9 protein-coding genes are annotated in these 11,837 nt (G+C 56.6%); 7 read left to right on the top strand and 2 right to left on the bottom strand.

Annotated features, from left to right (window positions below; all coding sequences use genetic code 11):
• Positions 1–56 precede the first annotated feature (56 nt).
• Positions 57–1,346, bottom strand: coding sequence for a polysaccharide pyruvyl transferase family protein (locus HCN58_RS29700; protein ID WP_171582906.1), 1,290 nt, complete (start codon positions 1,344–1,346; stop codon positions 57–59).
• A gap of 381 nt (positions 1,347–1,727) precedes the next feature.
• Here HCN58_RS29700 and HCN58_RS29705 point away from each other — a divergent pair, with 381 nt between their 5' ends.
• The 3 genes from HCN58_RS29705 to HCN58_RS29715 all read left to right on the top strand — a co-directional run bounded on the left by HCN58_RS29705 (position 1,728) and on the right by HCN58_RS29715 (position 5,731).
• Positions 1,728–3,239 carry a lipopolysaccharide biosynthesis protein gene (locus HCN58_RS29705; RefSeq protein ID WP_171582907.1) on the top strand — a complete coding sequence of 504 codons (1,512 nt, stop codon included), beginning with the start codon at positions 1,728–1,730 and terminating at the stop codon, positions 3,237–3,239.
• A gap of 235 nt (positions 3,240–3,474) precedes the next feature.
• Positions 3,475–4,923 carry a glycoside hydrolase family 140 protein gene (locus HCN58_RS29710; RefSeq protein WP_171582908.1) on the top strand — a complete coding sequence of 483 codons (1,449 nt, stop codon included), beginning with the start codon at positions 3,475–3,477 and terminating at the stop codon, positions 4,921–4,923.
• A gap of 283 nt (positions 4,924–5,206) precedes the next feature.
• A complete protein-coding gene (locus HCN58_RS29715) occupies positions 5,207–5,731 on the top strand; it encodes a class I SAM-dependent methyltransferase (protein ID WP_311966896.1) in 525 nt (174 codons plus the stop codon).
• Between the two features lie 176 nt (positions 5,732–5,907).
• Here the strand turns inward: HCN58_RS29715 and HCN58_RS29720 are convergent, their stop codons facing one another.
• On the bottom strand, positions 5,908–7,191 hold the full coding sequence (locus tag HCN58_RS29720; protein WP_171583012.1) for a glutamate-1-semialdehyde 2,1-aminomutase: 1,284 nt from the start codon (positions 7,189–7,191) through the stop codon (positions 5,908–5,910).
• A gap of 353 nt (positions 7,192–7,544) precedes the next feature.
• Here HCN58_RS29720 and HCN58_RS29725 point away from each other — a divergent pair, with 353 nt between their 5' ends.
• The 4 genes from HCN58_RS29725 to HCN58_RS29740 all read left to right on the top strand — a co-directional run bounded on the left by HCN58_RS29725 (position 7,545) and on the right by HCN58_RS29740 (position 11,826).
• The gene (locus HCN58_RS29725) at positions 7,545–8,588 is read left to right on the top strand and encodes an NAD-dependent epimerase/dehydratase family protein (protein ID WP_171582909.1); all 1,044 of its coding nucleotides are present in this window, start codon (positions 7,545–7,547) and stop codon (positions 8,586–8,588) included.
• Positions 8,589–8,614: 26 nt separating this feature from the next.
• The gene (locus tag HCN58_RS29730) at positions 8,615–9,877 is read left to right on the top strand and encodes a class I SAM-dependent methyltransferase (RefSeq protein ID WP_171582910.1); all 1,263 of its coding nucleotides are present in this window, start codon (positions 8,615–8,617) and stop codon (positions 9,875–9,877) included.
• 77 nt (positions 9,878–9,954) lie between these two features.
• The gene (locus HCN58_RS29735) at positions 9,955–10,497 is read left to right on the top strand and encodes a dTDP-4-dehydrorhamnose 3,5-epimerase family protein (RefSeq protein ID WP_171582911.1); all 543 of its coding nucleotides are present in this window, start codon (positions 9,955–9,957) and stop codon (positions 10,495–10,497) included.
• Positions 10,498–10,512: 15 nt separating this feature from the next.
• Positions 10,513–11,826: a DUF4910 domain-containing protein gene (locus tag HCN58_RS29740; RefSeq protein WP_171582912.1), complete on the top strand. Its 1,314-nt coding sequence runs from the start codon at positions 10,513–10,515 to the stop codon at positions 11,824–11,826.
• Positions 11,827–11,837 lie beyond the last annotated feature (11 nt).

The raw sequence follows: 11,837 nt of genomic DNA on the forward strand, positions 1-11,837 counted from the left end.
GTGGACTCGTTGATCTCGCAATCCGATGGTGAATTGCTCTCAGACCGCACCCCGGCTCAAAGTATACTGGACAACAATTCCTGCTCGTGTCGTTTGACGCGGAGTTGTGTGGCATCGAGATTCTGCTGGATGATCGCCTGATAATGCTCTTTGCTTTTCAGCAATTTGGAGAGATCCGTCACCAGCCGTTCGACGTCGAGTTCCTCTATGGATTGACAGAAGTTTCCAAGGCCGAGGTCGGCCATCACCGCGTCGTTCTTTGCCTCATACCCGATAGAGATCGTTGGCCGAGCGAGTTTTAGAGCGCAAACGACATTGTGAAAGCGCGTGGCGACAACGACATCGGTGTCGCTGATCTGCCGCATGACGTCGTGCAGAGAGTTGATCGGCTCTGTGACGAGCTGTTGGGCCTTTTGAGGAGGTAGATTGCCATCGATCAGCTGATATCCGCTCGCCTTGGCGATTCGACCGATATCACTCACTGCCTGCGCATCCACGGTTTCGCCGGTCAGCAGGCGAACGCGGTAGCCGCGGTCGAGCAATGAGTTGACGAAACGGCCCATCTTTTCAATGTAGGTCCGGTAGACCGTGGGGTCCGAACCTAAGCGCGGACCTGCGCGCCAGCCGTTGTAGCTCATGAGCCCGACGCCGATAGTGATCGGCTTATCCTGCGTCGTGCCCTGCGCCGGCAATGGTGTTGGTAGCTTAAATACCAGATCCGGATAGACTTGTTCGTTACTGGTATCGATACCGAGCGAGGCCAGGAAGTCCTTGGAAACTTGATCACGGAAGGAACGGAAATGCGCCCACGCTGCCACAGATCTCAACATCCAGCGGCTGACAGGATGCAGGATTGGACCGGCGCCGGTTCCAACGAAACAGAATTTCACCCCGCACAACCGCGCAGCGGCAGCCCAACGGTATAGTCCATAAGACGTTCCAAGTGGACCAGAGCCGTAGTCGTTCAAGGTGGACGTGCCCGGCACGAGGACTATGTCGAACTGCCTGAGATGCTTGATTGCCCGGTACCAGTTCGCCAATCTTCCGATCATTCGCAGGCTGAGCTTGTTGCACAACCTGAAGACTGCATTGGAAGACTCAGGGGCGCTGATCGGTATTGTTGCAATCTGATGAAGTCGCCCTATGGCATCTGGATCAACGCAAACACACGAGATCTCGGCGTCTGGCCTCGCTTCCCGCAGAAAAAGCAAAAATGCTTCCAGCGACGCGTCGTTGCCGAAATTGCCTCCGCCGAACATGCCGAAAAGGCATATTCTCCGTGGTCTTACGCGATCGGCCGCGTAATTGTTACTACGAGCTTCTGAAAGCGACGCGGCGTCAACCATTTTGGCTATTTCGTCGCCACTACGATGTACGCTAGACTGAGTCATAAGATAAAAATATCACAAACTGGAAAGGAACGCATACGAACGATCGCTCGCCGTCAGGGCCGCCGAGGCGCGATGAAGTCGCGCTTAGAGCCCTTAGCTTTACAGGACTGGACGATGCAAGGCAACGAGGCTGCCGATGCCGGGACGGCAATGTCAGAGCTGCGTCTGCCCGACAAGGGGTTAACTGTAAGCACATTAACCAAAATCTCTAATGTGCTGCAGCATTTATTCCGCTAGTCTTCGCTCCTCGTTCCAATTGCCGTTGCGCCGATTTGTCGGAATGGATACCGCTCTTGCGGCGAATATGAGATACGCCGTTTGCTGCTTTGACAAACAATGGAATCTTTGAAGCCTTCAGCGCACAGTATTAGAAGTCGCACCGCCGCCGGTGCGACAATGATGATTGCGTCGCGGTTGATCTCTCGCTGCATCGACTTTGCGGCGCTCATCATTCTCGCGCGCCTGCTGTCGCCGGAAGATTTTGGACTCATCGCAATCGCGATGTCGGTTGTGATGATCGTTGAAGCAATCATGGAATTGCCCTTGGGATATGCGCTTGTCGCGTTGCCGACGCGGACGAGGGCGCACTACGATACTGTCTTCACGCTTCAAGTCTTAAGGGGATTAGCGCTCGCGGCTATCCTGGTGGCTTCGAGTTGGCCGCTGTCACAGATCTATAACGATCATAGATTGATCTGGCTCATTTGCGCGCTCAGCGCTGCGCCCGCATCGCGTGGCCTCACCAGTCCTCGCATTATCGAATTTTCGATGGAGTTCGATTTTTGGCCCAACCTCGTCATCGAGGTCTCGGGCAAGCTGACCGCGCTCGTCTTGTCGGTCGGTTCGGCGTGGTTGACGAGAAGCTACTGGTCGCTTGCGATTGGCGCAATCGCTTCGCCCGTTACCATGTTCATCGTTTCGTTTATCTACGCGCCGTATCTGCCGGTGTTCTCGCTTCGAAAATGGCGCGATCTAGCGGAATATGTTGGATGGAACACGTTTGGGCAGGCCGTACGGGCGTTGGCCTGGCAAATGGATTCGTTGATGCTCGGCCGCTTCGTGAATCGTTTCGAGCTTGGCGCTTTTTCGATGGCTGCAAACCTTGCCGCGCTTCCCGGGCAGATACTGATCGATCAAATGATGAATCCTCTTTTGGTGGCCTTCCGCTCCGTCCGGGAGGACACACGAAGATTGACAATGGCTTATCAGAGGAGCGCCACCGGCATCGTCACGCTTGGCCTTCCGATTATGGTTGGGCTGAGCATGAATGCCGAACCGATACTCCGGCTCGCTTTCGGGGAAAAATGGTTGGCGGCGGCACCCATTCTGCGCTGGCTTTGCTGGGCGGTTATTCCCACGTTTTTCTATGGTCCTCTGGCAGCGCTGGCGATCTCTCTTGAGAAACCTCGGCTAATCACTCGACTTGTCGTGATCGAATTTGTTGTTAAGCTTCCTCTCATGTTCGTCGGGGTAGTGTATGAGGGGATTGCGGGGGCTGTTAGCGCGCGCCTGGTCACTGCGTTGGTGGTTGTGGGATGTGCGATGCTGACTGTGCGCGAATTGATTGGCTTGCGCATAAGAGATCAACTGCTCGGTTCATGGCGGCCAACGATCAGCGTCGCCGTCATGGCAGTCGTGATCGCGCCGCTGGAAATCTCGCTCGGGGAAATATCGGCATATTACCAGCTCATACCCCGCCTGGCGATCGTTGTCGGTGTTGGTGCGGCTGCTTATGCAAGTTTGATGTTCTTGACGTGGAGCCTTGTCGGTCGTCCTGATGGACTTGAGTCCCATATTGCGGGGCTGTTGGGCAGCGGTATGCAGAGAGTTCGCAGGGCGTCGCGGTGAGTAACGTTCTTCACCGCCTGGCTGACGCCAACCGTAGTCCGCAGCACGTCAGCCCTCTCGGATCGCTCGCTCTAGAGAGGATGTCCCTGACCGCGAACGGTCCAGCCTTGATTAACTCTGTTCATCGGGCGCGCCATCCGAAATCGCGGATCGAGTCTCCGATTGGATGAATGACGCATGGCTGTCCGAGCATTTGCGTTTTTGAATACGATCATAACCATAAAGGCTTGCGACCGTGATTAGCCGCAGGGCATTTCAGGTCTCCGCGGCAGCAGGAGCGCTCGCTTTGGTGGGAGGCGTTGTCCTTTTTCGACTTTTTCGTAGATGGGAAGCTCGTGGCGCCGAGGCTCAACCAGTCGCGGGAGAGTGCTCTCCGACCACGCTAAAAGACGACACGGCAAAATGGAAACCGATCGAGCGCCAAAGTGCGACGCCGACGATGTTCCCATTACATCCGGTCGAAGAACAGCGGTACCTTGTGGATGCAGCAGGTCAGGCGTTCCTGATTGTCGGAGATAGTGCGTGGTCGCTGTTAACGCAGCTTACGACCGAGGACGCCGAGCTTTATCTCAGCGACCGCCAGGCGAAAGGCTTCAACACGCTGCTCATCAATCTGCTTGAGCATAAATTTGCCGACGGCGCTCCCAGAAATGTGTATGGCGACGGGCCATTCAAACAGGACGGGGACTTCTCGACGCCGAACGATCGCTATTTCGATCACGCCGAACGGATATTGCGCGACGCCGCGCAAAAGGGGTTCCTTGTGCTGCTGGCACCGGCCTATATCGGGGCGTCAGGTGGCGATGAAGGCTGGTATCGCGAGATGGAAGCGTGCGGCCCGGAAAAATTGCGGGACTATGGCCGCTACGTGGGCAAGCGCTTCAAGCATTTCAAAAACATCATTTGGGTTAACGTGGGCGATTATAATCCGCCAAATAAGACGCTTAGTCAGGCGGTGGCGGAAGGAATCCGGGAGATACTGCCTGATTCCGTTCATACCGCGCATAATGCCCCCGAGATGCATGGTTTGGGATACTGGAGTGCCGGCGAGATCCCGATCGCCATCGACACGCTCTACACCTATGCTCCGGTTGCAGCGGAAGCCTTGCTTCTGGCCGCAAATCGGAAAACGCCTTATTTCCTGATCGAAACCATGTACGAGAACGAGAAGGAAGGAACGCCGCTGAGGACTCGAATTCAGGCATGGCAAGCCGTGCTTTCCGGCGCCGCCGGTCAGCTCTTTGGTAACAACCCGATCTGGCATTTCAACGCGTCGGCAGCCAAACCGCAGCCAATGCAATGGAAGGCGGCGCTGAACAGTCCCGGCACGCTCGGCATCGTCCACTTGCGGAATTTTCTTTTGTCGTTACCCTGGTTCACCTTGGAACCTGATAGCGATGGAATGCTGCTCGTTGGCGGAGCGCTCCGCGGACATTTTCAGGCTGTCGCGGCGCGCTCCAGGGATGGCAAGTTTGGTATCATCTATCTGCCATCTCCGCGCCTGTTCGCCATCGACCTGAAGCAGTTTGCCGGCGACCACGTGACGGTGCGCTGGTTTGACCCGGCAGACGGCCAGTTCTTGAACGCAGATCCGAAGCATCTACCGGCCTCTGGGCGCCAGGAATTCAACGTCCCCGGTTGCAGCCGCGATGGCGATTGGGTGTTGTTGCTTTCCGCGGCGTAGGGAGTATGGCAGAGCTTCGGGTGTCGCAGATCGTGAGACGAATAGAAGAAGTAATAGAGCGTAATTATTGTTATTGGTTTTGCACTATTAAGACGGCATGCCAGCAGAAGACGGCAATCTGACTTGCAAAGAGATCCTGATTCTGGCGCACGGCTATCCGCTGTAACGGAGGGGCAGTATGGCTACCGAACCAATCCAAACCCAGCGGGCTTTTTGGAACGAGTGGAACGCATCAACCCGTTAGAAGAGGCTGGGCGACGTATCGATAGAGCAGGCTGAGGTCGTGGTATCTTGGCTGGAAGCGCTCAACCGAAAGGACTTGCGAATCCCCGATGTCGGGTGCGGTGCGGGTTGGCTATGCTCGCAGCTCACACGCTTCGGTCAGGTTACCGGCACCGATCTTTCCGACGAGGTGCTGGCCCGCGCCGCACGACGCGTGCCAGAGGCGCATTTCGTTGCGGGCGACTTCATGTCGTTGGATCTGCGGTCAGCGACTTACGATGTGGCAATCAGCCTGGAAGTACTGGCCCACGTCTCCGATCAGCCGGCCTTCTTGGGTAAGATCGCGGGGCTATTGAAGCGTGGCGGTTACCTGATGCTTGCGACACAGAACAAGCCCGCCCTGATGCGCAATGATATCCCCGCACCGAAAAAAAGTTGCGGCGCTGGATGGATCGTAAGGAACTTAAGCAACTGCTCGAGTCTCACTTTGCCGTGGAGCAGATGTTCTCGATCACGCCGACGTTTAATCGAGGATTCCTTCGTATCGTCAACTCCAGCCGGCTCAATAGGCTTGCAGAGGCCGTGAAGCTTGGTGCCGTGTTGAGACAGATCAAGCGATGGGAAGAGCGCATGTGGCTCGGTTGGACCATTATGGTATTGGCGAGGCGTGGCTAAAGCAGCCCAACGCGGCGGGCTCGCGGCCGTCAGCTTGCTAGTAGCTTGGCCATTTACGGGCCGAATGTGCCTTAGTGGTGCTCGCCGTCAATTAAACTTCCTGAACACCGGTTTCACCGGCCGACCGATCAGGTAGCGTTCAACGCCGTCTTCCAGTGCCCGCCGGTAGACCTGGAGCGCTTCGCCGATCGCCTCAATCGTTCGATCGATGTCTGCGTCGCTGTGCGAGAAGCTCACGACCAAGGAAGGCATGATCAAGCCGCGCCGAATTGTCTCCTGGAGGAAAAGCGCCCTGAATGCCTGTGAAGGCTGCTGCGACTGGTCGCGCGTCGCGTAGACCATGTTGGAGGGGCGGCCAAGAACCTCAAAACTTCCCTTGAGGCCGAGCGAGTCGATTGCGCGATTGATGCCGGTTCGCAGCCGCTCTCCCTGCCGGTAAAGGTATTCTATGACGTTGTCGCGGCGATAGGTCTGCATCGTCTCGATCGCAGCGGCGAGGGAGTGGGTCTCGGCACCATGCGTCGTGGACAGCAGGAAAACGCGCTCCCGGTCGTGCTGCAAACCTCCGAGTTCCATGATATCCCTGCGGCCGGCCAGAGCCGAAACCGAGAAGCCATTGCCCATGCCCTTGCCGAATGTCGAGAGATCGGGCGAGATCCCATAGACTCTCTTGGCACCGGCGTTATGCCATCGGAAGCCGGTGATCATTTCATCGAGAATGAAGACGGCGCCTTCGCTGCGACAGAGTTCTTGCACCGACCGGAGAAAGTCAGGCTCCGGCTCTACGGCCGTCGCTGCCTCAAGAACAACACAGGCAATTCGGCCTGGGTTCTGTTCGAAAAGCGAGCGAAGGCTATCGATGTTGTTGTAGCGGAATTGAAGGGTCAGTTCCTGTATGGCTTTCGGAATGCCCGCCGACATTGCCGTGTCTCCGATGAACCAGTCATCGACGGAAAAGAACGGCTGATCGGCGCATCTGGCAATCAGGTCGCGCCCCGTATAGGCCCGCGCCAATCGCACCGCTGCGGTGGTCGCATCCGATCCGTTCTTGCCGAATTTCACCATGTCGAAGCCTTCGATCAGGCTCAGGAACTGTTCGGCGCAGTCCAGTTCGATGGCGGCAGGGCGCGTATAGTTCTCACCAAGGAGCATCTGGCGATGGGCCGCTTCGACGACGGGCGCATAAGCATGTCCCAGTGTCACCGCGCGCAGGCCCATCCCATATTCAATGAACTCGTTTCCATCGACGTCCCAAACGTGACAGCCCTTGCCCCGAGCTAGAAATCCCGGCGCCAGTACCGGGTACTGGTCGTCGCCCTTGGCATAAGTGTGGGCGCCACCCGGAATGAGGGCGTGAGCTCGAGCCTGCATTTTGGACGAGGTTGCGAAGGTCTGCGCAAAAGGAGGCTTGGTTGGCGAATTCAAGGAAATCCCTCTCGGATAATTTCATTTCGCTCTATTGCCGGTCTGCGTCCTGGTCGCTGGCACGCTGGTCCAACGGTGAACGATCAGCAACCCCGCAGAAAGACGGGATTGCCACGGCCGGCTCTTCAATCAATATTCTCTTTTACGTCCAAAAAGCAGGACTTACAACGTGGAACAGGGCACCGGGTGCCTATTAACCTGAATCGTACAAAAGGTGCGATCCGGTCCGGAAATGGCGTAAGAAAATGGCGTAAGAGATGGCTTCGGATTTCGATCGCAGTTGTTAGAGGTAAGTACTCTTGAAAATCCTGATTACCGGCAACATGGGTTACGTGGGGCCTGAGGTCGCGAAGTACCTGCGGTCACGGCGCCCGAATGCGACGCTTCACGGATTGGACAATGCCTATTTCGCGCATTGCTTGACCGGCTCTCCCGTTCTCCCCGAGCGATACCTTGACGAACAATTTTACGGTGACGTTCGCAACGTCTCCCTCGATTTGACCGGCTATGACGCAGTCGTCCAACTCGCCGCCATATCCAACGATCCGATGGGAAATAAATTTCAGGCGGTGACGATCGATATCAATCAAAAGACGACAGTGTCGATCGCGCAGGCGGCTGCAGCCGCTGGCGTGAAGAACTTCGTATTTGCATCGAGCTGCAGCGTCTACGGAATCGCCGACGGCCCACCTCGCAAGGAGACCGATCAGCTGAATCCGATCACGGCTTACGCCAAATCGAAGATCGGAGCCGAACAAGAGCTCGCTGCCATCGACAGCGACATGACCGTGACCTGTCTTCGCTTTGCAACTGCTTGCGGGATGTCGGACCGGCTTCGGCTTGACCTGGTCTTGAATGACTTCGTTGCGTGCGCAATCAGTCAGGGATTGATCAGCGTTCTATCCGATGGTTCGCCGTGGCGACCGCTGATCGACGTGGCCGACATGGCCCGCGCCATTGATTGGGCGATCGATCGGCCTGCCGGTACCGGAGGTCGTTATCTGGCCGTCAACGCAGGTTCGGACGATCGCAACTATCAGGTCAAGGATCTGGCCAATGCGGTAGCGAAGGCACTGCCGGGAACCGAGGTGTCGATCAATACTTCGGCGCCGGTGGACAGCCGTTCCTACAAGGTCGATTTTGGGCTGTACCGTTCCCTTGCGCCCAGCCATCAACCGGCCGTAAGCCTCGACCAGTCGATTCAGAATCTGATCGCTGGCCTCAAGAAGATGAACTTCAAAGACAGTGCATTTCGGTCGTCGGACCTGATGCGCCTGAAGGTATTGCAAGATCACATTGACAATGGTCGTCTCGATGAAAACCTTAAATGGAATAAAATCTGACGACAGTCTCCAGACTGGAAGTCCCAATGAATATTAGCATCCCGGCGAATCCCGGCGTTACGCCGAAATGCCGTCACTGCGGACACGACCTGACGCTGAAGCTGATCAGCCTTGGGCTCTCGCCGGTCGCCAACGACTACGTCGAGCCGGCCGACTACATGAAGGCGGAGCCGTTCTATCCACTTGAGGCGTTCGTCTGCAGCGAGTGCCGCCTGGCACAGACCCGCGACCTGCTGTTGGCATCCGACATCTTCCGTGCGGACTATGCCTATTTCTCGTCGCACTCATCCTCCTGGTTGGATCACGCCAAGACCTATGTCGACTACATGTCTGCGCGCTTCGGTCTTGGTGCCGACTCGCGTCACGTCGAGATTGCCTCGAACGACGGCTACCTGCTTCGGTATTCAATCGCCAAAGGCATTAAATGTCTTGGAATCGAACCGTGCGAAAGCGTGGCGCTTGCTGCGCGCAAGATGGGTATCGAAACACGAACTGAGTTCTTCGGCCGCGAATATGCCCAAACCCTGCGCAGCGAGGGCTGGGCTGCCGATTTGATCACCGCCAATAACGTTCTGGCACATGTGCCCGACATCAACGATTTCGTGGCTGGTGTCAGAATGCTGCTTGGGCCGAATGGCGTGGCGACGTTGGAGGTGCAGCACCTGTTGACGTTGATGCAGCGACATCAGTTTGATACGATTTACCACGAGCATTTTTCCTACCTGTCGCTGATCGCGGGACAGCGTATTTTTGCCAAGGCCGGTCTTCGCGTCTTCGACGTTGAGCTGCTCGAGACGCACGGCGGATCGATTAGATTCTTTGTCTGCCACTCCGAGGCCTCACAGCCCGAGAGCCCGCGCGTAGCGGAGGTGTTGGCAAAAGAACGCGCCTACGGGCTGGATCAGGACGATGTCTACATCGCCTGGAATGAATCGGTGAAGGAGACGAAACGCGATCTCCTGGAACTCCTGGTTTCGCTTAAGCGTCAGTCGAAGACCATTGTCGGATACGGGGCGCCAGCGAAGGCTGTGACGCTGCTGAATTATTGCGGCGTTGGAGTCGATTTCGTCGACTTTACCGTCGATCGCGCGGCCTCTAAGCAGGGTCGCTATCTTCCAGGCGTCCGCATTCCGATCTTGCCTCCCGAAGCGATCTTCGAGGCCAAACCGGACTACGTTCTTATTCTGCCATGGAACATCAAGCAGGAAATTAAAACGCAGATGGAGGAAATCCGATCGTGGGGAGGGCGGTTTATCGTGCCTGTTCCAAAAGCAACCATTGAAAGCTGACCGCCGCAAGCAAGGCTCTTCCCTGCGGAGTATGTCAAGACCAACTCATTGTGCTCTTATTGGCGAGGTTCCGAGCCGTGAAGTTCATTGCCCTTGGTGAATCGGATGCGCGATTGATTGAATTGACGCCTCGTGTTGACGAGCGCGGCAGCTTCACGCGAACCTGGTGTGCCGATAGCTTTGCGGCGCAGGGGATCGACTTCCGCCCCATACAGGGCAACAGCTCACTCACTCGAGTCCGGGGGAGCGTTCGCGGAATGCATTTCCAGAGAGCCCCGAAGGCCGATGCGAAGATCGTTCGCTGCACGGCGGGTCGTATCCACGATGTCATCGTTGATGTGCGTCCGACGTCTCCGACCCGGGGACGGATCTTTGTCAGCGAGCTCGCACCATCGTCCGCAACGATGGTCTACATCCCGGCGGGCTTCGCTCATGGGTTCCAGACGTTGGAGGACAATTCGGTGGTCGAATACCTGATGGGAACAGAATATATCGAGGAGCTTTCGGATGGATTTCGGCACGACGATCCCATGGTCGGTATCAAGTGGCCAGAGCCGGTAACGGTGTTGTCACCCAAGGACGCCGCGTGGCCATTGCTAGCAGATCGCCGGCTGTGGTGAGGTACTGGAAGCAGGATGCTGGATAGACCTGAATCATCAGTGTCGGATCGAAAGCCCGCGATCGACCTCTATGGTTTGGTCACGGAGCTGTTTCCGATCAATCGCAGTCTTACAGGCGCTGGAGTTCGCGAGACGCTTGGTCTCGTCGCTCGTCATATCGATTTGAAGATCAGTGAGGTTGCGACTGGGACTGCGGTGCTCGACTGGACCGTGCCCATGGAGTGGAATATCCGCAGTGCCTCGATCTCTACCCTGTCCGGGCGTCGTCTGGTCGACTTCGCCGACAACAATCTTCACGTTTTGGGTTACAGCAAGCCGGTGCAAGGCGTAATAAGTCGTGTCGAGCTTGCGCAGCATGTTCATACATTGCCTGACCAGCCCGACCTCATCCCGTACCGCACCGGATATTTTGCCAACGACTGGGGCTTCTGCCTTTCCCACAAGCTTTGGCAGACCATGACCGATGAGCATTATCGCGTCGAAATCGACAGTGAGCTATCGTCGGGATCGCTGACTTATGGTGAATTGTTTCTGGCCGGGCACACGGCTGAGGAAGTGCTTGTCACCTGCCATATATGCCATCCAAGTCTCGCCAATGACAATCTTTCGGGTATTGCGGTGATGACCGCCCTTGCGATGCGGCAGGCCCAAAGAACCCGTCGGTTAGGATATCGTTTTCTCTTTCTTCCGGCCACCATCGGCGCCATCACATGGCTGGATCGTAATCAGTCGAGACTCGACAGGATCCGGCATGGCCTTGTTCTGACCTGCCTGGGCGACTCCAGCGGATTTCACTACAAGGAGAGCCGCAGCGAAGCCACCATTGATCGAGCTGTGTCGCATGTCTTGCGACATTCCGGCCACCAGTATGAAGTCATGCCGTTCAGCCCCTATGGATATGACGAGCGGCAATTCTGTTCTCCGGGTTTTAATCTGCCGGTTGGTTGTCTCATGAGAGGGGTGCATGGGACGTTTCCCGAATATCACACTTCAGCCGACAACCTTGATTTCGTAAAGCCGGAAGCTCTTGACCAATCCTACGCCCTGATCGAGTCGATCTTGGATGTTCTTGATCAGAATCGCACGTTTGAACGTGTGGACGGTCGGGGCGAACCTCAGCTCGGACGGCGTGGGCTTTACAGGGCCATCGCGGGGCAACGCGAGGCCGGCGGGGCCACACAGATGGATCTCTTATGGTTCCTGAACCTTGCAGACGGTCGGCACAGTCTTCTGGACATGGCGATCCGTGCCGACGTTCCGTTTGCGCGCCTTGAAACTGCGGCGCGGCTCGCACTGGAGGCCTCGCTCGTCCGCGAAGCGATCCAATGATTTGATTTTGG

Origin of the sequence: Bradyrhizobium australiense (assembly GCF_013114825.1) — a bacterium.
GTDB classification, from domain to species: domain Bacteria; phylum Pseudomonadota; class Alphaproteobacteria; order Rhizobiales; family Xanthobacteraceae; genus Bradyrhizobium; species Bradyrhizobium australiense.